This window comes from Flavobacterium sp. GT3P67, from assembly GCF_004349155.1.
Classification (GTDB): Bacteria; Bacteroidota; Bacteroidia; order Flavobacteriales; family Flavobacteriaceae; genus Flavobacterium; species Flavobacterium ranwuense.
In genome coordinates, this window is the sequence record NZ_SMLF01000007.1 from 51,058 (window position 1) to 75,367 (window position 24,310).

20 protein-coding genes are annotated in these 24,310 nt (G+C 31.8%); all 20 read right to left on the bottom strand.

What is annotated here, in order from left to right; all coding sequences use genetic code 11:
- Positions 1–33: 33 nt before the first annotated feature.
- Positions 34–1,116: a glycoside hydrolase family 99-like domain-containing protein gene (locus tag E0H99_RS11875; RefSeq protein WP_131995708.1), complete on the bottom strand. Its 1,083-nt coding sequence runs from the start codon at positions 1,114–1,116 to the stop codon at positions 34–36.
- Entirely contained in the window at positions 1,113–2,567 is a 1,455-nt protein-coding gene (locus E0H99_RS11880) for a lipopolysaccharide biosynthesis protein (RefSeq protein ID WP_131995711.1), read from the bottom strand. Before E0H99_RS11880 ends, E0H99_RS11875 begins: the two co-directional genes overlap by 4 nt.
- Positions 2,568–2,636: 69 nt before the next feature.
- Positions 2,637–4,217 carry a hypothetical protein gene (locus E0H99_RS11885; RefSeq protein ID WP_131995714.1) on the bottom strand — a complete coding sequence of 527 codons (1,581 nt, stop codon included), beginning with the start codon at positions 4,215–4,217 and terminating at the stop codon, positions 2,637–2,639.
- Positions 4,204–4,944 (bottom strand): CatB-related O-acetyltransferase, encoded by a 741-nt coding sequence (locus E0H99_RS17605; RefSeq protein WP_131995717.1) that lies wholly within the window; start codon positions 4,942–4,944, stop codon positions 4,204–4,206. Before E0H99_RS17605 ends, E0H99_RS11885 begins: the two co-directional genes overlap by 14 nt.
- Position 4,945: 1 nt before the next feature.
- Complete coding sequence (locus tag E0H99_RS11895; RefSeq protein ID WP_131995720.1) at positions 4,946–5,902, bottom strand: glycosyltransferase family 2 protein; 957 nt, start codon at positions 5,900–5,902, stop codon at positions 4,946–4,948.
- A 53-nt stretch (positions 5,903–5,955) separates the two neighbouring features.
- Entirely contained in the window at positions 5,956–7,161 is a 1,206-nt protein-coding gene (locus E0H99_RS11900; RefSeq protein ID WP_131995723.1) for an O-antigen ligase family protein, read from the bottom strand.
- Positions 7,162–7,226: 65 nt separating this feature from the next.
- Entirely contained in the window at positions 7,227–7,913 is a 687-nt protein-coding gene (locus E0H99_RS11905) for a cytidylyltransferase domain-containing protein (RefSeq protein ID WP_131995726.1), read from the bottom strand.
- Positions 7,914–7,974: 61 nt separating this feature from the next.
- Positions 7,975–9,027 (bottom strand): sugar phosphate nucleotidyltransferase, encoded by a 1,053-nt coding sequence (locus E0H99_RS11910; protein WP_131995729.1) that lies wholly within the window; start codon positions 9,025–9,027, stop codon positions 7,975–7,977.
- 37 nt (positions 9,028–9,064) lie between these two features.
- Complete coding sequence (locus tag E0H99_RS11915; protein ID WP_131995732.1) at positions 9,065–10,129, bottom strand: N-acetylneuraminate synthase family protein; 1,065 nt, start codon at positions 10,127–10,129, stop codon at positions 9,065–9,067.
- Complete coding sequence (locus E0H99_RS11920) at positions 10,126–10,998, bottom strand: glycosyltransferase family 2 protein (protein WP_131995735.1); 873 nt, start codon at positions 10,996–10,998, stop codon at positions 10,126–10,128. Before E0H99_RS11920 ends, E0H99_RS11915 begins: the two co-directional genes overlap by 4 nt.
- Positions 10,999–11,117: 119 nt before the next feature.
- Positions 11,118–11,633, bottom strand: coding sequence for a hypothetical protein (locus tag E0H99_RS11925; protein ID WP_131995738.1), 516 nt, complete (start codon positions 11,631–11,633; stop codon positions 11,118–11,120).
- 39 nt (positions 11,634–11,672) lie between these two features.
- Positions 11,673–12,821, bottom strand: a complete 1,149-nt coding sequence (locus E0H99_RS11930; protein ID WP_131995741.1) for a LegC family aminotransferase — start codon at positions 12,819–12,821, stop codon at positions 11,673–11,675.
- A 2-nt stretch (positions 12,822–12,823) separates the two neighbouring features.
- Positions 12,824–14,011, bottom strand: a complete 1,188-nt coding sequence (locus E0H99_RS11935) for a UDP-N-acetylglucosamine 4,6-dehydratase (RefSeq protein WP_131995744.1) — start codon at positions 14,009–14,011, stop codon at positions 12,824–12,826.
- A gap of 35 nt (positions 14,012–14,046) precedes the next feature.
- A complete protein-coding gene (locus E0H99_RS11940) occupies positions 14,047–15,114 on the bottom strand; it encodes a lipopolysaccharide biosynthesis protein (protein WP_131995747.1) in 1,068 nt (355 codons plus the stop codon).
- Positions 15,115–15,247: 133 nt separating this feature from the next.
- On the bottom strand, positions 15,248–17,677 hold the full coding sequence (locus tag E0H99_RS11945; RefSeq protein ID WP_131995750.1) for an SLBB domain-containing protein: 2,430 nt from the start codon (positions 17,675–17,677) through the stop codon (positions 15,248–15,250).
- Between the two features lie 552 nt (positions 17,678–18,229).
- The gene (locus tag E0H99_RS11950) at positions 18,230–19,237 is read right to left on the bottom strand and encodes a mannose-1-phosphate guanylyltransferase (RefSeq protein WP_131995753.1); all 1,008 of its coding nucleotides are present in this window, start codon (positions 19,235–19,237) and stop codon (positions 18,230–18,232) included.
- 330 nt (positions 19,238–19,567) lie between these two features.
- Entirely contained in the window at positions 19,568–19,999 is a 432-nt protein-coding gene (locus tag E0H99_RS11955; RefSeq protein ID WP_131995756.1) for an adenylyltransferase/cytidyltransferase family protein, read from the bottom strand.
- A 381-nt stretch (positions 20,000–20,380) separates the two neighbouring features.
- A complete protein-coding gene (locus E0H99_RS11960; protein ID WP_131995759.1) occupies positions 20,381–21,664 on the bottom strand; it encodes a nucleotide sugar dehydrogenase in 1,284 nt (427 codons plus the stop codon).
- Positions 21,665–22,285: 621 nt separating this feature from the next.
- Positions 22,286–22,750: a UpxY family transcription antiterminator gene (locus E0H99_RS11965; protein ID WP_131995762.1), complete on the bottom strand. Its 465-nt coding sequence runs from the start codon at positions 22,748–22,750 to the stop codon at positions 22,286–22,288.
- 166 nt (positions 22,751–22,916) lie between these two features.
- The gene (locus tag E0H99_RS11970; protein ID WP_131995765.1) at positions 22,917–24,308 is read right to left on the bottom strand and encodes a UDP-glucose 6-dehydrogenase; all 1,392 of its coding nucleotides are present in this window, start codon (positions 24,306–24,308) and stop codon (positions 22,917–22,919) included.
- Positions 24,309–24,310: the final 2 nt, after the last annotated feature.

Here is a 24,310-nt window from a genome sequence, read left to right on the forward strand (position 1 = left end):
TATACTGATATGATTAAGTTAAACTATAATAAATTATTTATTATTTTTTAAATCACCTAAAACTTTAATATATCGTTTACCAAATTTAAGATCTGGTTCCATATAATTCCCTTCTCCCCATTCATTCCAAGACTTTAAAAATATAATTTGACTTTCTTCTTCTTTATCTTTTACAACTTGAAAAACATCTTTAACATGCTTGGCAAATAACTCCGGTGTGGAATTATAAAATACAGATCCTTTCCTACCACTTCTTGGCGTATGATCCCAATTTGGAATAATAGAAGGATAGATATTTTCTCGCTTTTCTAAATCTTGAACGAAATATTTTATCATCAAAGAATAACTAATCTTTAATGGTCTTTTAAAGAATTTATAAAGAATTGTTGGCCAGATGATTTTCTTAATTAATTTAGGATTATGCGCATACTCCCCATTACGAACAATATTTACAGCATTAAACCCTTTATCTAATATTAACTCAACATCTTTTTCCTTATCAGAATGGCCTATAAAATAAATACCTTCTGAAACCCCCTCTTTTATAGACAATTCATTCCAAATAGACATAAACTCACTTACATCCCCGAATAACAATGGCTTATACAACACAAAAATTGGCTTTCCTTCTTTTCGCAAATAGCGTTTATCCTTGAAAGCATCTAGTAAAGCATAAAAATGATTTATATAATCTTCTTTACCCGGATATAATTGTTCAATTAATGTTATATCTCGTTTTGAACTATTATAATCCCAAACTTTTGATTTCCAAGATTCATTTGCCCATCCCAAGCAAAAAGGAAAATTGGGCTCACCTGAATTAAGGACTTCATTGAAAGGCATTTCCAATAACCTTTTACCATTACCAAACCAATAATGCCAATAACAAAAAGCATCAACTCCAGCCTCCTTTGCTAATTCTGCTTGTTTTGCTCTGATTGAAGAAATTCTTAAATCATAATATCCTAAGTCTTTTGGTACTTTAGGCTGGTCATGATTTTTAAAATATTTTTTGGCTTTCCCAACATTGGTCCATTCTGTAAAACCTTCTCCCCACCAATTATCATTTTCTTTTATTGGATGATATTGTGGTAAATAATATGCAATTATTTTCATAAAACTAATTCCTGTTTTTTAATAAAATTCTTAATTAATAAATCATAAACAATTTTGACATTTTTCCTTTGCAAATACCCCACACCCATTATAAAAAGAATTAAGACAAGATATCTTATTAAAATAAAATCATAAAGCTTAATAATTAAAAAACAAATTAAGGTTGTCACAATAGCAATTAGCCATATAAATTTATCATCATAAACTTTTTTCTTAGTAACTTTTTTGTGTGCAAATAAATGAAACAAAGCAAGAGCAAAATAACTAAAAAAAGTAGCATATGCAGCCGCAATATATCCAAAAATAGGAATGAACATACTATTGAGAAAATAGTTTAATATAGCAGCAAAGATTGTACCTATTGCAATAATGATAGTTTTTTTGTGATATAATTCAAGCCCAGTGTAGGTGTTATACATATATTGATATAGAGTACCTATTGCTATTGGCATCACAACCCATTTGGCCTCCCAAAAGTTTTTAGCTCCTAATATCATCATAACCTCTGGAGCAATTGTAATGATGATGATAGTTAATAAACACATACCTAAAGCAATAAGATTATTTGTCTTTCTTATCGGCTCTAAAGTATTATTCTTATAATTTATATATAACCATGGTTGATATGCCTGTAAAACAGCATTCGAAAATATGGTAAGTAATATTGCATAAGAATAACCAAAACTATATAAGCCAGCGTCTGAATTACCACATAATTTAATAATCATTATTCTATCTATCTGAGTTAAAACAACCATAGCCAATGCATGCGGTATCATCGGTAGTGATATTTTTAATGCGTATTTCCAATATTTTCTTATGTCAGAACTCCATCCATTTCGAATTATTTTAATGTAAAAAAACACACCCATAATAAACATTGGAACTATAAGCCCTAAAACTCTGCCATAAAATCTTTGTTCATTAAAAACATATAATATTAATATTAAACAAGATAGAATTGCTCCTAGAGTACCAAAAATAGATATGTAAATATTCTGCTTATATTTCAGAATAAATTTGTACATTTCTTGTGCATATGTAACTGATGGAAAAAACAATAAATAACAAAAAATAACTAACACTAAATCTTGATCTAAGCCCATTAATGAAGATACTTGGGATTTAAATATAAAAACAATCATCAAAACAATTACAGCCACTATGCTTCCTAATGTTTGTATTGATGCAAGATATTTATTAAGTTGTTCTGGAAAATCTGTTTTTGCGTTACCAATACTATAAGGCAAACCCAACCCTATTATTACTAATCCTATATTCAACCACGCAGCAAAATTACTTGCAATTCCGTAATCTGCAGTTGTCAATAATCTTGTAAAAAGTGGTGCCGTAATTATGGAACTTGCACTAATCAATATGTTAGAAAGCATATAGCTTGACCCTGACTTAAATGCAGTTTTATTTAAATTTTCTATTTTTTTTTGTTCCATTTTTATATAAAATAATTAACAAGTTTAACGATTTTGTTAGATCTAATTACAAAATTTCAACTAACAAATTTATTTAATTACTCTTTTAGAATATTCATTAAATGCACTTTCAAAAAAGTTTGTTAAATTATCAATTTGTTCATCATATTCATCTGAATATTTTTTTTGCTTTCTTAATATTGCTTCCCCTTCAGATACCAAATACTTTAAATTAATTTCTTTACCTATTGCCTTAATAGTTGCTAAATAAGCGGCACAAGATTTTACATTATCTATATTACCAAAAGAAGCGATAAGCTCTGGAAGTTGTTCAAATGAATGAATACGTATAATTCCTTCAATTAAATTAAAAGGAACATCACCAAAAATTAATGCTTTTTTACCAAGCATTGCGGCTTCATATGCTCCAGTTCCTGTGATGGTAATAACACCTTTAGCATTTTCTATCCAAGGTTTAGGATCTTGATAATAATTAAATTTCACCAAGCGAACATTAGGAAATTGTTTAACTTTTTGATAAAACTGAAAACTTCTTTCACCCAACATCGACTGATGTTCTTTAACATATAGTTTCCAACCAATAGGTAATGATTTAGAAATCTGCTCAATAATGAATAATTCATTAAAATAAAAAGGAGCTTTGACAAATGTAGTTGACTCAGGTATTAAATGCAAAGGCATGTAAACATACTGCTCGTCTTTTACAGGATTCTCGAAAAATTTTCTAGATCTAAATAGGAATTGCCGTTTAATGTCAACTTTAGCATAAAACAGAAAGTATTTTAACGGATTAGGATATATAATACGACTCCAACTAATTTTTTTATAATTACCACTTTTAAAAAACACATTCCAAAAATAAAATACCTTCCCAATAGTATTTTTCATTACAGGTATTAAGTGATCTGCTTTATATTGGCTAGTGCTGGTGCCTTGAAACTCTTTAGACATGATATGAGATTGATTTCTCATATTTGATACATATTCAAATTCATCTTTTAATTCCGAGTCATTTTTCAATAAAAATTCTTCATATTTCAATTTTACAAACTGCTCTGTTTTTACACCTAGGCAATAAGTAGGTATTTTATACAATTCAAATCTTGGATAGTCAATTGTGATATATGGAATTTTATTTTTGTGTGCTACTTCGCATAAAATAGTTCTCAAAAGTTCGCCATCTTCTGTATCAATTATAAGGTCTGGTTGGCATTCCTTTAATACTTCTTTTACCCTCTTGTAGCCAAATTCTATAAAATTTAAATTCTGTTCAAAACTAGAATAATCAAAATAAAATCTATTATGATAATGCCTTGTAGTTAATTGTGAAACTGTTAATTGTAAATTTAAATTTTTAAAATGAGTATACTCTTTCTCTAATGATTCAAGATATTGATAATCAATAACTGGATTACTATTAAACTTTGTACAAAAATCTTTCAAATCATACAACTTAACTTCTGGTAGATTATCTTTGAAATTGTAAAATGTGTTTTCGTTGTACGCACATTTATTATAAAAACTTTCTTCTGGATGGATAAAAAAAGCACTGACTTCGTTTCCTTGTGCAAGTAATTTTTTTGCAACAAAAAACAACGGAAAAGAAAAACTTTCTTTACAAATTAATAATATTTTTTTATCTTTTATCATGAAATTCAGGCTTCTCTTTTATTAAATTTAAAATCGATAATTTATCAATATTTGAATCTTTAAAATCAATATTGAATATATTTTTACAATGTACTATCCTATCGTTATCCCATTCCCACCACATTAAGTCTTCTAATATATTTATTATATCATCGTCAAATCTTTTTGAAATTATTTTGGCGGGATTACCAAAAACTACTGAATATTTTGGAATGTCTTTTGTGACTATACTTCCTGCACCAACTATTGAACCTCGCCCTATGGTAACACCCGGTAATATTACTGTATTTGAACCAATCCATACATCCTCGCCTATAATTACCGATCCTTTAGTTTGAATATCATCTAAATAACTCTCTTTTAGCAATAAATGATGAATAAAACTGCTTGAAATTCTTCCGAAGGAATGATTGAAATCTACAATACAAACATTTTGACCAATTGAAGTAAAACTACCGATATAAATTCTTTCTTTTAAAGATTTAATTACAGTACCTGGACCCGTTATTGTAACAAACTTTCCTAATGTGATTTCACCATAACATCTTGCCTCCGATATAACACAACCTTCTCCGATTGATTCAAAATTGCATTTTGAATCAATAATTTTAACCGGAAAAGTAAAATCTTTTTTACTTAGTAGAATATTAAAGTTAACATCAGACTTTGCATCTAGAAAAATATTCTTTTTGTATTTTAAAAGGAGTCTTTTTAAAAACAATTTCATTTTAATATAATTTAAAAAAAAGTCTAAACAAGCCATATTTTAACAATACAACTTTAATTTTAGTTCTCTTAGATGAATACTTTGATTTAAGAATATTACTATAGTTGCTTTTTATCTCTTTCTTATACTTTTTATAGATCGAAATTCCATAATCATCCTTAACCTTAGACAAATAAATACAATTATCTATTACCGTTGCATAATAATGCATACTTGCTTTTTCAAATAAAGTAGGGTAATTTAACTCTGTATGATTCTTCCAACTTAATGATCCTTCAACAATATCAAGTTTTTTATAATTAAAACTTGATCTTGTGATACTTAGTCCTTCTTGATTATAATAATACAATTCTTGTGAGTTTATCGCTACTATTTTAGCTTTGCTGAATAATGTAGGCATAATAAACATATCTTCCATAAGTTTCCCTTCAGGAAATTTTACCTCTTTAAATAAATCAATGTCATATAATTTACCCCAAGGTGAACATTTTGATTGATCATTTAAAAGCATGTCCATTGCCACCAAGTCTGAAATTGTTTCGAAATCAGTATTTACTTTAATTTCATCTATTTCTGAATCAAAAACCCGCTTATAAGCGCACATTGATAATTGAGCCTCGCTATTACTCAACATAAACATTAAAGTACTTAAATAATCTTTATGGATGTAATCATCACTATCTACAAAAGCAATATATTTCCCTTTAGTAATTTCAATCCCTTTATTTCTAGCAATTGAGACTCCTTCATTTTTTTTATGAATAACTTTAATACAGCTGTGTTCACTTGCGTAAGCATCACATATTTGAGGACAATTATCAGGGGAGCCATCATTAATCAATATTAATTCAAAATTTTTATGAGTTTGAGAAAGAATACTATCAATACAGCGGCTCAAGTAAGCCTCAACTTTATACACAGGAACAACAATGCTTATTAAATCTCCCGATTTTTTCATTAAATATATTTTTTTATATAATGAGATTTCATATAATTATTGATGATAATGGTTTATTCAATTTTAGGATTATTTATCGCAGAAATCTTACCCACAGAGTACCAAAAAACAGGAGCAATTATTTGATATTCGAAAATATTAGATCCTACTGCCATCAAACTCAACCCAATGACAATACCCATTTCAAGATATTTATTCCTCAGGTCTTGCATTCCTTTAAATATTGAACATGCCAAAATAGAAAAAAATATAAATGTCCCAATAATACCTAGTTCAGCGAACATTTTGAAATAATTACCATCTGCAATTACTACTTTACTATAAGGAACTACTTTATGGCCATAAGCTCCTAGTCCACCTCCTATTAAAAAATTATCGTGGCTAAATGCGGATAAATTATTTGCTTTTCGTTCATCAAAGGCTTCTGACAACATTGAAACTCTCTCAAATAAATTAGTAAAAAAATCATCGTAATTATAAGAGACAAATAAAATTACACCATAAAAAAAAGCAAGCTCTAATAGGAAATATCTTTTTTTAACAAAACTATATCGAAAATAGCCTATAAAATGCATCACTAAAATGGACATTATAAGTACAACTAGTGCAGAACGTCTAAAAGTTAAGATTGTGGCTACTAATGATACTAGCAAAGCTATTTTTCCATTTTTTCCTTTACTTTTAAAAATAATGTGAAAACTAATTAGAAAAGCTACGAAACCTAATGCTCCTGTGGCTGTAAGACCAAAAATTGATTGAAAAAACAATAGATCAGTCCCCGGTCCTTCAGTGACATCCATAAAGGCTCTGTAAAAAGGAGGCTCCATTATCCAAAGTACAAAGCCAATAATAAAGCTAAAAATTAACGCTAATAAAGTTAATCGGTAAAAATTATCTTGTTGCTTTTTAAAGGGATATGAAAAATAAAAAAAAAACACTGGAAGAATTGAATTCGTCCACTCTGCAAAGAAAACGGATACGGGAAATCCCTTTAATAAAAACCATAAAATCGAAATTGAATTATATAAAATATAAAACAACACTAATTTATTAATTGAAGAATTATAAAGCAATGAATGCTTTTTAATATTTTTATAAATTAATATAAAAATAATGATTGCTGTAATAACTCCTAATCTAATTTGGGGAATGTACAACTGAAAAATAATAACTATTACTACTATTATGTAAAAATATTCATATAATTTGTAAGATGAATTATTAATAATATTTCTATGGCTCATGTATTTTTTACTCAAATTATTTATTTAGAGAGAAAATCCTTAATTCATTGTTTAAATATTCTAACATTGAAGAAAATTAATTATTTTAACATAAATAAAGCTTTAGCAAATTCTAAATCTTCATAGTTATCTATATCAACAGCATGTTTCCAATCAATTTCACAAAATTTGTATCCCGGACCATAAAAAGTATTAGATTCAATTAATTTATCAACTTTTGCAATCCAAATTACGCCTGTAGGACAATATAAATCTTCTAAATCTTGTGATCTTTTATTAATCCCTTCCTTCAACATCCATTCTGAAGTACCATCCTGATTTAGTTTGAATGACCACCATGGATTCATCCAGCCAAATTTGAAGGAACTAATTTGAAAGTCTGATTTGCTATCAATAAAAAAATTAAAATGATTTTTAATATCATTTTCATTCCTTAATGGAGCATTTGCCATTAATTGTACAACAACATCGTATTTCTCATTATAAAATCTTTCAGCTTGCTTAACGGCGACGATAGTTGCTTCTGTAACTGGAGAAATGTCATCACTTTTGTCTGTCCTTAGAAAAGGTACATCAATACCAAACTCTCTTCCAACAGAAGCTATGTCTTCGCTATCAGTACTCAAAATAATCCTATCAAAAATTTTCGATTTTCTGGCGGCTTCTATTGTCCAAGCAAGAATTGGTTTGCCCATAAAATCAATAATATTTTTTTTTGGAATTCTTTTTGAGCCACCTCTTGCGGGAATTACTGCAATTATTTTCATTTAAATAAATCTTTTATTTTTACAGAATTAAACAATGATCAAATATTAAACTAAATCATTATCAATTAGTAAATGTATTTAGCATGTTTCGATATTCTTCCCATTGACCAGAATCTGAATATGAATTTTCGGACACAGGAAATACACCTACCTTTCCTCCACTGCTTTTTACAGAATCAATTAAATCGGTAATATTATAAAACTCATCTTCTGGAATCAATTTTAGTACATCTGGATTCAAAATATACATTCCTGCGTTAACTAAAAAATCATATTCTGGTTTCTCTATCATACCTTTTAATTCTCCTCCATTTTCAATTTCACAAACCCCATAGGGTACTTTATAATGGATTAATGATGCTACTATTGTTATATCGTTATTCTTACTTAAATGGTCATTATATATCTCAGTATAATTAGCCTTAATCAATATGTCACAATTTGAGACAAAAAATGGACTTTCAATTTTACCTTCCAAATATTTTAATGCCCCACCTGTACCAAGGGGAATTTGTTCCGAAACATAAGATATATCATACATATCCACAAAGTCTTCTAGATAAGCTTTAATTAAATTAGCTTTATAGTTAACTGATATATGGAATTTACTTTGGAAGTGTAAGTTATACTCATCCATAATTACTTCTAACATTGATTTATCACCAACAGGAATCAATGGTTTGGGCAAAATATTAGTAAATGGTTTCATTCGAGTACCCTTTCCTCCAGCCATAATTACTACTGAAACATCACTAAGCTTTTTTTCTAAAATTACCTTCCCAGATAAGTTAAAATCTTTTCTAAACAAGATACCTTTTAAACACCCGTTTTCTAATACAGGCAAATGATCAATTTTCCATTGTAGAAATATATTTATTATTTCTCTTTCAGTATAATTACTTTCAACGTATTTAAAATCTTTATTTGCTATAGACATACAATTCTCATCCAATGAAACCTCGTTAAGAATGGCTCTTCTAAAGTCTCCATCAGTAACAAGTCCTATTACAATATCATCATCATTAATTATAAATATAAATCCTTCCCCATTATTATCAATTTTTTTTATCGATTCTCTAATATTATTAGTTTTAGATATAAAATATTTATTCATTTGTTATATAAATTAAAATGCTTAAAACTCAAATTTTTTATTCGAAATCAGACCAATTTAATAATTCATCTTCACCTATATTTCTTCTTAGTTTTCTACCTAGCAAATATATGGCTTCTTCTGGCTGAATTCCAGTCCCAGGTCTTTTAACGGCCAAATCTTCTTCTTTAATTATCTGACCTTCAAATAGTTGTTTCGCGGTAACAACACTTCTTCTAAATTTACCTTTTTTCTCTTTTTCATCTTCAGATACAACTCTTTTAAATGATCCAAGAGCAATTTGAATGTTGCTTCCTTCTTTTACAATCTCTCGTAATTCCTCAGGATTAGCAGAAATTTGGTGATCCCACCCTGGCATGTCTTTGTCCAATGTAAAATGTTTTTCAATTACACAAGATCCAAGCGCTATTGAAGCTAAAGGAATTGAAGTTCCTATTGAATGATCTGAAAAACCTATTGGGTAATCAAATACTTTTTGTAACATTAGAATATTATTCAAATTGATATCTGCATATTTAGGTGGATAGATAGAAATACAATGTAGAATTATTATCTGATTATTACCTGCATCTTCAATTGTTTTTATAGCTCTCTCAATTTCTCCAATCGTTGACATACCAGTCGATAAAATAATTGGCTTTTTATAAGAAGCCATATGCTTTAACAAATCAAAATTATTTATATCCATAGATGCAGTTTTAAAAAAGGGGACATCTAATTGATGTAAAAGATCAACCTCTTCTTTTGAAAAAGGGGTTGAGCAAAAGTCAATTCCTATTGCTTTACAATAATTTGAAAGCTCTATGTGTTGTTCATCTCTTAAATAATATTTATCTACCATCTCTTTTAACGAGCCAAAATGTTTTTTCCCGCCATCACCATCATTATAAGATTGATTCTTTTCATAAACTTCCTTTGCTTCAATTGAACCTGGTTTCCAAGATTGAAATTTAACTGCATCAGCACCACATTCTTTTGCACTATCAATTAATTTCTTTGCAAGAGTAATATCTCCATTATGATTAGCGCCAATTTCAGCAATTATATAAGGGCTAGAAAAATTAAAGACTGATTTTGAATTTGTAATTTTTATTTTTTTCATTTTATTAAATTGATATAGTTAGTTTCTTCCCACCAAAAAAAATTAATCCCTAGCGAGTTTATTTTAATTAATTGTTCATCAAGCAAATTTAATTCAGTAATAAACAATTGAAGTATTTCTTGATTATATTTTATTTGTTCATCTAAATTATAAGCATTAAAATTAAGTTTTTTTAGTGCATCATAATGTGCTATTTTGCTATTGAGAATTTCTAGTAAATTATCTTTATTTAATTTTTTTTTTCCAATAGTATTTAAATTATGTTGCCTGTAAAGTGTTTTACATTCATTTGTGAATATTGCCTTAAAATCATTACCTAGAGAAGAAAATAGCAACCAGTCATTTGCTTTAGAAATACCTGAAAAAATTTTCAACCATAAATTTAATTTATCACACCTAATTGCGCTATTACCAAGACCAACTAAGTTTTTGTTCTTTATAAATTGAATTCCAAATTCATATTTATTACTTATTCTGCTTGACCAATATAAATCATTTATTAGGAGACCGTTTTCAGAAATTAGACTAATATCATTACAAACAAATGAATGCTGTTTTAAATTTTCAACCGACTTTAATACTCTTTTGGGACACAATAAATCATCTGTATCAGCAAAAATAACAAAATCCGCACGCATGTTAATAATCTTTTCAAAACCAAAAAGTCTTATTTCAAAAGGACTCATATTAGCAACATCGTATATATCAAAATTAAGTTTCGTTGATTTTAAATATGATTCAATATTACCTACACCATCATTTAATAAAACTAATTTGAATTTTTTATCTTCTTGGTTTTCTAAAGATTTTAGAAAATCAGGAAAATAAATTAAATTATTAGGAAAAATCACGGAAAAAACAATTGTCATTATTATCAAATAAATAGTTATCGATACAAATTATTAATAATTATATCCTGTTTTGTTTATTAAAATTATTTTTTGTTGCGGATATACCAAAATATGAATTATTATTAGTATATTTTTAATTACAAAAGAATATGCTCCAAATAATTATTATCCCCAATTTTTTCACCCTGAAAAACACCAGAAGTCATACCAAATATATTCGAATTTCCAATTTTAACATTCCCTGAAATTTGAGTTCGTGGTAAAAAAACATCATATGAACCGATTACAGAGTCATGACCTATACAAATAGATGTATTAAAAACATTAAAAGACCCTATTGCGACGTCAACTGTAAAAATACAACTAGGTGTAATAATATTTCCAAAACCCATCTTTATTGAGTTTTCAAAACCAATAAAACTTTGATGTATTAAATTAGGAAATGAAAAACCGCAAAATTTAGTAGTTATTCTTTGTATCACTATAGGAGATTCTATTCCTAAAAATAATTCAATATTTTCTATATTCGATCTACTTTCTAATTCAAAATAATTTTTACCGATAGATATTTTATCTCTATTTTCAAAATTATCTATAAGACCACAAAAATGCGTATTATGACCATGCACTTCTTGTAAAAGAAAATATACCACTATTCAAATCCACTTGAACCAATGATTAATCTTTTCGTGTTAAATTTTCCTAAAACTACTCGGTATATTAACAATTCGTTCCTCCAAAAATTCGGCATTGATCTGTTCGTCTTTCTGACAATTAGCATACATCGGCAAACGATACATCAATTGCCATATTGGTCGAGTCATCACTCCATTTGCATTGGTTCTTTCCAAAAACAAATCTCGCTCTGCTTTGTTTTCCAACTCCACACACATCAACCAATAATTTGCTTTGGTATCTGGCGTTTCAGTTCTGAATTTTATTCCATTAGTACTAAAGAAAGATTGATACTCTTTGGCTAATCTTCTTTTATTTTCTAAAAAACCTTCCAACTGTTCCAATTGGGCACATGCCAAAGCGGCATTCAAGTTGGGCATTCTGAAATTATATCCCATTTCATCATGTACATATTCATAAGGATGTGGGATTTTGGCTGTTGTGGTTAAATATTTCCCTTTTTCTCCTATTGCAATATCATTGGTAACAATAGCACCACCACCACCGCAGGTAACTATTTTATTCCCGTTAAATGAAAAAACACCTACTTTCCCTAAACTCCCTGTTGGCTTTCCTTTGTACTCGCTACCTAATGATTCGGCAGCATCTTCTACCACTGGAATTCTCCAAGCGTCACAAACGGCAATCAGTTCGTCTAAATGCACCGGAAATCCAAAAGTGTGCATCGGTACACAAGCACCTATTTTATTTCCTGTCTTTTTATTGTAACAACCATCCTCACGCAAATCACCAAATTCTTCTAAAAATGAAGCAATTGCTTTAGGGGACAATCCCATAGTATCTAAATCAACATCTAAAAAAACAGGTGTTGCATTTTGATACGCTATAGCATTGGCGGTAGCCACGAAAGTCAAGGCTTGTGTCAATACTTCATCCCCTGCTTTCACACCTACTAACCGCAAAGCCACTTGAATTCCTGCAGTACCATTGACAACGGCAACTGTTTTTTGAGTTTGGGTAATGGCTTGCATCATCAACTCAAATTGATCTACATAAGCCCCTACAGAGGATACAAAAGTAGAATCAATAGTTTCTAACAAGTATTTTTTTTCATTACCTCCAAAATGAGGTACGTGTAACGGAATAAAATTTTCCGTTTTATACTGTGCTTTTATAAAAGATACAACCGAATTAATAGCTGCCATAATTACATTTTTGAATCTAAATACTTACCCGTTTCTTTATGTCCAAAATTAGGAATCATATTGTGAAACAAAGCAACAATTTCTTCTTTATTCCATGATTTATCTGCTTTCATCTGAGCAATTTTGGAGGTGAAGTTTTCTAATTTTGATTGGTCAAAATTAGCGTCATTTTTAATAACCCCTAAATTTTCAAATCTTTCCATATCCAAAACCTCTTTATCAGTAAAAAACTCTTCAAAATCTTTTTCCCCAGTTGTATCACTTCCGCTAAATAAACAAGGCCATTTTTTTTGCGCAATTAATGCATTTACATCACTTCTGGCTTCTTCTTCAGTTTCACATAGATGAGGCTCATATCCAATTTCAGTAAGATATTTTACTGCGATATCGGCAAATGAAATTAAATGTAAATTTTCACTTAATTTAGGAAAGAAAATATCTCTATTTTCTCCAAAAATACAGGACATCAAACATAGTTCTCCCGATTCTTTTGGAGTTACAAAATAACGCTTAATATCATTTGGAGCCACTATAGGCTGCTTTTTTAAAATTCGTTGATTGAAGCCATGTAATAAAGACCCATCCGAAAAAGCTACATTGGCAAAACGAGCTGTGGAAATTTTTATTTGCTCACTTCTACGCATCAAATACATTTCCATGATGCGCTTAGAAGCCCCCATCATATTTACAGGATTGGCTGCTTTATCGGTAGAAACACAAAAATATTTTTTGGTTCCATTTTCGATGGATTGCTGTAAAGTTTTCTCGGTATTAAAAACATTCACATCAATCATTCGCATCAATGTAAATGGATCTTTTTCGCTTCTGACGTGCTTTAAAGCAGAGAGGTTTAAAACATAATCGTATTTCCCATCTGATTGTATAAAAGCGTCATATTCAATGGATCCAATATCTAAAGCAAATGTTTGGAAATCGCCATCTATATAGCCATAAGAACTTCTCAAATCACGAACAAGCTCCACCATGTTATTTTCACTAATATCAACAACATGTAATTTTGATGGATTTCGCTTAAATATTTCTTTGGTTACCGCTTGACCTATGGATCCAGCACCACCAATTACTAAGAAACTAGAGTTTTGAGCTATTTTTCTTAATTCAGTTTCATAAGAAGAAATATCTTTTTCAAATATTTCTTCTTCTCTGCCTATTAATTTGAGGATATTCATTTTTTACTTAAAATACATTATTTATATCAAAACAATTATTGAGTTATTGATTTCAACAACCTTCTAACAATCAAACCCAACACCACTAAAAATCCCGCTAAAAAACCACCCATTACAATCCCTTTTGCTTTCCCAAACTTATCCATCTTCAAAGGCAAAATTGGCCGGTCAATCACCTGAATTAATGGAGTTTCTTTACGTAACGTGACTTTAGCCAATTCCGTTTGTTTGACCAATTCGGTCAAAATCGCCGTATTCGCCTGCACATCCACCTGCCGTCTTGCCGAAGGAGCACGACGCACGTTCATCGCAGGATTCAAACCAAAGGTGTTATCATTGGCAACCGCCACACCGGTAATGGCTCCATTCAATTCCCCACGAATGGAATCAGTTTGTCGTTCCAAGATAGCCATATTCATACGCGCTTTTTTACTTTTAGTAGCAACATAAAAATCGGATACTTCTTTAGCTAGTGCTTCACAAAAATATTTGGCAAACATTTCGTTCATCGAAGACATATCTATACTAATAATAGCAATTTTTTTATCTTTTTGAGCTACTGCCAATCCCCCTTTTGATAAGCTTTCGTAAATCACTCCCAAAATACTGTCGTGCACTCGCGTGAAATATTTTCGTTTTACATTGGGCAAAAACTGAATGTTCTTATATTTAGGATTTCCATTCCAACTGTCTCTCCATTTGTTATTTTGAATATACATTTCGGCCAAAGAAATCACTTTTCCATTTTGAGTAACGGGTGTCAATAAGGTTTGTTCAACCATAGAACGTGATTTAAACAATTCCGTCAAATTGGATCCGGTAAAGATACTGCCTCCTCCTCCTCCAAGGTCTAAACCAAGTGAGCTCGCTAAACCAATAGCCCCTCCTAATCCTCCACCTGCTTTTTCATCTTCTAAAGCAAAAGATAGTGTCGCGGTATATACTGGTTTTTTACTAAAAGAATAGGCCAAGCCCAAACCTGCCCCCATGATTCCTGCTAGAAATATAATTTTCCACTGCGACAGCAAATAGGCATACCATTCCCTTCCTTTTTCCAGTAATTCTTTTAACGAAATTTCGTCGTTAGTATTTTGTTCGTTCATTTTTATCAAGATTTTACGCTTGTATTTAGTTTAGCATTGAGGCATTCTATTTAAAAAACGGTTATTGATAATATTCTGCTGACTGTTTTGAAGAACTGCAAACTGATCACTGAATACTGGCCACTGAACACTATTACCTAATAAGTGCTATTACAATCCCTGCCAAACTCGCTAACACTCCTGCGATACTGACAAACTCCCCGGTACTCATTTTTTTAGTCTCCGGTTTTTCAGGTACTATAATTTGAGAACCTGGTTTCACTTTGGGATAGGATCTAATAAACAGGAATGAACTGGCTACTGCTGCTTTACCATTGGGATAAATAATATAGGCTTTTCTTTTCCAACCCTTGTTATCTACTCCACCCACGGCATTTAAATAATAACCAAATGACTTTCCTTTATCATAAGGAATCTCAGAAGTCAATAATACATTCCCTGTCACTTTAACGCCTTCATTGAAAGTCGCCACTTCAATTTCATCTCCGGGAAACAAAGTCACGTTGGTGCTGCTATTTTGATTTTTGACAATGGCTCTCCAATCTACAGGTATAATGGCAAATTTCAAATCTTCTTTTAATTTTTTGGTCAATTTCTTTTGGAGGCTGTCTTTCTTGCCCAAATTCAAATCTACGCTCTCTACCGCTTCAATTTGTTTCGCTTGAATAGGTCTTTTGATTTTAACGCCTTCTACATTCGCCAAAGAAGTCAATCCTCCAGCTCTTTGTACTACATCATATATTTTGTCTTTCTTATGAGCCAATACATATTTACCCGCATAATGCACCGCTCCGTTCACAGTTACCATTTCTGGCTTGTCATACACCGCCATCTTACGGATATTAACCACATCAAATGGTTGCAATTCAAAGTTTTTTAATTGCTCATTATTATTGGCAGTAATTTCGATATTAAACAATTCCGCTTTATTAGAGTTCGCATCATCAACTTCTTCTGATTGAATCATTCGTGCCACTTCTACTCTTTTGGATGCTGAACCCGTTAATCCGCCAGCCTGTACCAATAAATCATTTAACGTCAGATTTTCATGATAATCATAAACTCCGGGCTTTTTAATTTCGCCATCAATCGTTATTTTATATTCTTCAACAAAATCTAAAATAGAATACACCGTTACGATGTCTTCTTTATGCAAGGCAATATCAGCTTCTAGATCCCCTTCTAAGGCTTTAGCCAAATTCACGTTGACAATTTCCGTAGTCAAATCAGGTTGCAATCGAATGATTCTACCTCTGTTACTATAAGCATCTTCTTTTAATCCTTCGGCTTTTGCAATCAAATCAGAGATCCGCATCCCTTCATAAAAAGAATAGGTATCCGGTCTAAAAACGGCTCCGTCAATTTTGATACGGTTTTCAAATCGGTTTAAAATTTTGGTCACTCTGAATACATCACCGGATAAAGGCTTGTAGCTAGTAAACTCTGATGCTTTTATGTCTCGCACTTTAAATTCTTTATCCGTTTTTTGCAATACATTCACCGATGCAGTGTAAGCAAATTCATTGAAACCAGAAGCAAATAACAATAAGTCGTTAAACGTTTCCCCTTTTTTCATCTCAAAAATACCCGGACGTTTAACCTGTCCTTCAAGGGTAACTCTCTGATTATAGGCTGGAATCCGAATAACATCATTGTCTTTCAACCCAACATTATCAGATTGATCTCCATTGACCAAAAAATTATAAATATCTACTTTAGTAAACACTTTATTGTTTCGAATCAATTCAATATTTCTATAACTGCCATTTTTCCCTGGCCCACCGCCTAAAAACAAGGCATTATAAACCGTTGCTAAAGAAGAAATAGAATAGTTTCCAGGTTGCTTACTGCCTATCAAAGTTACTTTAATCGTTCTGATGCGAGTCAGATTAACAGTTACCTGTGATTGTCCTGATCGTACGGTGCTATAAACGCCCGCAATAGCATTTCTGATTTTTTGGGTTGCAGCCTCAATAGTCATTCCGGAAACAGCGATTTGACCCACATATTGAATAGTTACTTTTCCTTCAACACTCACTGGGATACTGGCATTAAATTCCTGTACACCATAAACGCTGACTTGCAATTCATCACCAGGTCCTAAAATGTAATTCACAGGTGTGGCCAATTTCAGATTAGGCTCGAAATTTAAGGTTGGATTATCAAACAGTTCTGAACCAAAAACCAACGCATTAATCGAATCCTTAACTTTAGTATTGACAATCTTTTCCTGTTTTCTTCCAGATTCCTTCTCTAATCCTTTATCTTCATCGTCACGATCCTTTTTAACCACATCGGTTTTGGTCGCTGGCATCGCAAGGCGCTCCTTTAATTTTGCAAATTCGCTGGCAGACATTCCTTTTGCCAAAGCCATAGGTTCCGCCTGCTCAATAGTCACATTATTAGTTTGCAACTGTGCTTTTATTTTTGCAATATCACTATCCGATAAATAATCTACTTTTAACGTACTTAAATCAGTGCTTTTTAACAAATCTTGCGCCAACAAAGTGGAGGACTGAAAAAGTGCTATAAACAATAAAGTGACTGTAATTATTTTTCTCATATCTATTTTAAAATTTAAATTCTTCAAATCTACAACCTGTTAGTCCTATTGTAGTGCAACGTATAACTATATGGTAATAAAAACAGCAACAGCTCCAATGGCTTCGCCTTGCTAAGTCCCCATTGGGCTTTACCAGATTTTCTTTTCGACAGCAAATTTAGTTTAAAATATTTAACCCACTATTTATTAAACGAAAAAAATCGCCTAAGACATATTTCATCCTATTCTTACAAAATATTAAAAACCAACCCATTAAACAAGCTGGTAATTTTACAAAAAAATAAAATTTTAAATTAACGTTTTTTTCGCCCTTTTTTATCCTCTTTAAGACACATTATATAATTTTGATTTTAAAACTTTCCTTTCTCACTAAATCCCTTTTATATCCGCAGTAAAACGAAAACTATACTCACAAAATTCGAAGAATCGAATCCTGAAACTTTAAACGTTTGATTTTAAAATCAGGCTTAACCTTCCCTTCTCACTTTTCACTGTCATCCTGAGCTTGTCGAAGGACACAACTCACTTCTCACCATTAACTATTCACTAATTTCAATCCAACAAATCTGGATTTTCTCTTTCTAATTCATTGTACACATTTTTAACATCCTGAGAATTATCTTTCTGAAGAATTAAATTAGCAGTATCCGTATGTACAAAAATAGTATTCTTAAGACCTACAAAAGCAGTGTAATTAGTAGTCCCAATCACCATATTCCCTTTTTTATCAACCGGATGCCCCGTAGAGACCAAGTAATCATAAACAGATTCAAAAGAACCCAAATCAGACCAAGCAAATTTAGAGGACACTACTTTTATTTTTTTACTTCGTTCCATAACAGCATAGTCAATACTGATAGAGGGAATTTCAAGCGATAATGCTAAGTCTAAATTCCCATTGACCGCAGCACCCCATGCTATTTTTGACTTTTCATAAACCTCCGGTGCAAAAGCTTTTAACTCCTCCAAAAAAACACCCGCTTTAAAACAAAACATACCACTATTCCATAGAAAATTTCCTTCCGCTATAAAATCTCGAGCAGAAACCTGGTTTGGTTTTTCACGAAAAGAAATCACGTCATCTCCTTTGCGCTCAATATAACCATATCCCGTTTCCGGTTTAGTGGGAATAATACCAAAAGTAACAATGTATCCTTGAGATGCTTTTGCTACTGCTTCATGAATCGCAGTTTCATATGCTGCCATGTCGTCAATAATATGATCCGATGGTGTTACGATTAAAATAGCATCCGGATCAGAAGCAAAAGCGGCAAAAGCAATAGCAGCAGCCGTATTTCTCGGAGTGGATTCAACGATGTCTATGTAAGAAGTATTCGTTTTTTCTAAAACTTTTTTACTAAGATGACAATTATCAATATTTCCTACCACCATAACGGTGTCGGCGATAATGCGATTACGTTCCACAGTCATTTCAAACAAAGACTTTCCACCAAATAAGTCAAGATACTGTTTAGGCTTGCTTTTTCGGGATAGCGGCCACAATCGGCTGCCCACTCCTCCAGTAAGAATAACATGTGTAATTGAAGGTTTATTTTCCATATTTAATTCTATGTTCGTTGTTCGAGAATCGTTATTTGTTATACACATTCCCCTCTTGAGAATGGCTAGGGGTGTGTTTTTAATTATAAAACAAACTTATATTTTATAACCTCTCATCAACTCGATCTCCCAAAACCCCTTTTACATCAAAACCTCAATTCAAACTTTAATTTTTCACAAAAAAACAATATAAAAATGACTTTTTTATTGTCAGGCTGAGCTTTTACCGAAGGGCCGAAGCCCTCATACATCAAAACCTCATTGAGGTTTATATAAAGTGAAATCGAACTACCATCGAGAGATAGCACCAATTTCTAATAATCCGACAATCTACAAACCGCTTTCTTTCAACAATTCCTTGTCCTTTACTTCTTTACGCAAACTGCTACTTGAAAACCGGTGATCTCTAACATTAAAATAGAGTTCAATCCCTTTTTCTTCGCAATACGTTCGACCTGTAAAATCCTTGTCTTTGTATTCGTCTCCAATAATACGCACATCTATTTTGAACGAGCGCAAAATATCCTCTAAATCCTGTTCTGTTGCATAAGGCACTATTTCATCAACAAATCTACATCCTTTGAGCTGGATATAACGTTCTACAACAGACTGTGTAGGTCTGTTTTTTTCAGGACGGTCGATAGTTGGGTCTGTTTGCAATGCTGTTATTAAATAATCACATTGTCTCTTCGCTTCTTCCAACATCTTTATATGACCAGCATGAAGCAAGTCGAAAGCGCTAAAAGTTATTCCTATTTTCATAAGTTCTTTTTTATTTGTAATTTCAGTTGTAGTCTAAAAAAGGAACTACTGTTAGGACTCACAACTCTTATTTTCGAAAGCATCAATTTAATTTAAATAAATCAGACGCTTCACTTTTATATAAATTACATCCGCGATGTCGTGTACTACTATCTATAACCTGAGATCAGATAACCGACAACCGATAACTACCCGTTGGGTGTAATTAGTATTTGAAAAGAGTTTGATAAATGTTTTACTTTTCACATAGTTTAACTATGCGAAAAATAGTGCTATTTTCTATTATTTCTTTAATTAGAAGTTTTATTTCTATGTTTCTATGTGGTAAAAAGAAATCCTTTTTGAATCACATCCAAAGGGTTAATAACTGATAACCTAGATCTACAATCTTCCATCAACAGCATCACCCAAAACCCCTTTTACATCGTACAACAAACTAGTAGTATTTTGTAATATAGACAAATCTAAATCTAAAAATTGGTGGTGTGCAACACCTAACACTATAGCATCAAATTTCTGATTCGGAACTAAATTTGTCGTAACTAAATTATATTCTTTTTGTACTTCCAATGGATTTGCAAGAGGATCGTAAGTCGTCACTGTAATTCCATAATCCGTTAAAGCGGCTATTACATCCACAATTTTTGTATTGCGAACATCTGGACAGTTTTCTTTAAAAGTAATTCCAAGCATTAACACTGTAGCACCATTAACCGAAATTCCTTTTTTAATCATTAGCTTGACAACTTGAGAAGCTACATATTCGCCCATACTGTCATTCAATCGTCTTCCGGCTAGTATTATTTCAGGATGATAACCAAACTCTTGCGCTCGTTGAGCCAAATAATAAGGATCCACTCCAATACAATGACCTCCAACCAAACCGGGTTTAAATGGCAGAAAATTCCATTTGGTCCGTGCTGCTTCTAAAACGGCTTGCGTATCGATATTCATCAAATTAAATATCTTAGCCAACTCATTTACAAAAGCAATATTGATGTCGCGTTGAGAGTTTTCAATTACTTTGGCAGCTTCAGCTACCTTGATAGACGGTGCCAAGTGTGTCCCGGCAGTAATAACCGACTGATATAATTCATTTACTTTATGTCCAATTTCGAAAGTGGAACCTGAAGTGATTTTTAAAATTTTTTCTACGGTATGTTCTTTATCTCCAGGATTAATTCTTTCAGGAGAATAACCCGCAAAAAAATCTACATTAAATTTTAATCCTGAAACGCGTTCCAAAACAGGCACACATTCTTCCTCGGTTACTCCTGGATAAACAGTAGATTCATAAATAACGATATCCCCTTTTTTCAAAACGCTTCCAACCGTTTCACTAGACCTATATAAAGGTGTTAAATCTGGGCGATTATTTTTATCAACCGGAGTGGGAACCGTTACGATGTAATAATTACAATCCGCAATGTCTTTAACATCAGTAGTGCAGTATAAACCAATGGCATTACTTGATTGCTCCAATAGCACCTTTTGCAACGTAATATCATCTACTTCAAATGTAGTATCAGTACCTGATTTTAAGGAGTTAACCCTGGACTGATTGATATCAAATCCAACAACAGTATGTTTGGTTGCAAACAATCTTGCCAATGGCAAACCTACATAACCCAAACCAACTACAGCTATTTTTGTATTAGAATCCATTTTTTTTAACAATTATAATTAACCATCGTTAACTTTATTATACTGCTTCGCAATTCATACTCACAAAAATGAGCCGAAACCAGAATAATTTAAGAGGGCAAATATAAGTACAATATGCCGATTTTTCATCTATTATTTACCCTTCGAAATACTACGATGCTTTCACAAAAAGCAAACAAAAACATAAACAACTAAAGACCAGCAATAAACATTTTAAAAACTGATTAAACCGCCAAAAAAAATCACCCAAATTGGTGACAAAAAAAACATGAAAAAGTGGTTTCAAATTAACCTTTATAGACCAGTGACGCACCATGAGATTTAAGTGTCAGAAATGCCTCAATTCCATTTTAAAAACATAAAATCAGAAGGCAATTGCAAAAAATTTATCCCTGTATTTTGGACATATAGGAACAAACCTGTAATCAAGTTAATATAGCAATTGCCATTAATTTCAGATTCTATTCAGGGATTTAGTGAAAGCTTGCCATCTAATGCCGGATTTATTTTAAAAAGTATTGGCAGCATAACATAATTTAGGTTATACAAAAAAATTCAAAATCAAGATACAGAAAGGTATCTCATATAACCCATTTAAATAATCCTCTTATACTTATTATTTTATTTAAGTTTCATTTTCAAGACACAACCCAACGATTCCAAAACCAGTACATAATGGGTATTAGTAACCTCTTGGACAATTGCTTTTTGAGTTGAAAATGGTCCGGAATCTAATTGTATAGCATCTCCAACTTGTACTGATGCCACCGAAATCCCCGAAGTATCCGAAGTTGTAAGCCACTTTTTTATAACACTGATCTCTTCATCACGAACTACAGCTGGTTTTCCCAACCAAAATAAATAACGCACCACCCCTACTGACTGAAACACTGCATTCCTTTCAGAATCTGGTAATTGTACGAAAACATAGGAATTAAAAAGAGGCACTTCCACTTTTTTCTTTCTGTCAGACCATTGTCGCACTTGTGTAATCAAAGGGCAATAACACTCTATTCCGTTGCTTTTTAATTGTTCTGCAACTTTTTTCTCCCACTTGGGCTTTGTATAAACTACATACCAATTCATCTTGTATTTTGTATTGTACTAAAATTAGTTTTCAGCGTCAGGATTGAGAATAAACTTCTAAACCTGAATACGCCTGTGCTTCATTCCTTAGTAACGCTGTAACCTTTTCTCTTTGTTCTTTTGCCTCTTTCTAACGTTGTTGCTTTGTTACTTTGCACCCTATTATTTATGAGCCTATAGCTTGATATACAAACCCAATAGCTTTTAATTCCGATGCATTCAGCAGGTTTCTCCCGTCAAAAACAAAAGCAGGCTTTTGCATGGAGTCATATATTTTTTGCCAATCGAAATTTATAAATTCATCCCATTCCGTAAGCACAGCTATAGCATGTGCATTCTGACAGGCTTCATAAGGAGTATCAAATGAACTAACACTAGTAGCATTATTTGAAGCAGCTCTGGTTTCTAAATAATTTAAATCGGCTATGATTTTTTTATGTGATACTTTAGGATCGTAAACAGCAATTTTTGCATGTTCATTTATTAAATCATCAGCAACATAAATAGCCGCAGATTCTCTAGTGTCATTGGTATCTTTCTTGAAAGCCCAACCTAAAAATGTAATTTTTTTATCGGCAACTGTATTATAAAGTGTTTGAACTATATTGTTAGAAAAACGTCTTTTCTGATGATCATTCATGATGATGACTTGTTCCCAATAATCAGCTACTTCATTCAGTCCATATGATTTTGCGATATAAACCAAATTCAAAATATCTTTTTGAAAACACGAACCTCCAAATCCAACGGAAGCTTTCAAGAATTTTGATCCTATCCTGCTATCCATTCCTATGGCTTTTGCCACTTCATTTATATCTGCACCCGTTTTTTCACATAGCTCAGACATTGCATTTATCGATGAAATTCGTTGTGCCAAAAATGCATTAGCTGTCAGCTTTGATAGCTCTGAAGACCAAACATTAGTGGTTATTATTTTGTCTGCAGCTACCCAATTTGAATACACAGCTACAAGAGCCTGAATCGCTTTTTGTCCTTCGTCAGAAGAATCGCCTCCAATTAATATCCTATCAGGGTTCAATAAATCTTGAACAGCAGTTCCTTCAGCTAAAAACTCTGGGTTAGAAAGAATTTGAAACTGAACGCCATTACCTGTATTATCTAAAATACTTTTAATCGCTTCAGCAGTTCTAACTGGAAGTGTCGATTTTTCAACTACAATTTTGTTGTCTTTAGCTACTCTGGCAATTTGTCTCGCACACAATTCAATATATTTCAAATCAGCCGCCATACCCTTTCCTTTTCCATAGGTTTTCGTAGGCGTATTAACAGATATAAATATAATTTGAGCTTCGTCTATTGCTTTTTCTACGTTGGTAGAAAAAAACAAGTTTCTCCCTCTCGCTTCGGCAACAATTTCGCTTAAACCTGGTTCATAAATGGGTATATTATCTACATTTTGATCATTCCACGCAGTAATTCGTTCTTCATTTAAGTCTACTACCGTAACTTGTATTTGTGGGCATTTTTGAGCAATAACTGCCATTGTCGGTCCCCCAACATATCCTGCTCCTATGCAACAAATTTTTGTGATTTTCATTC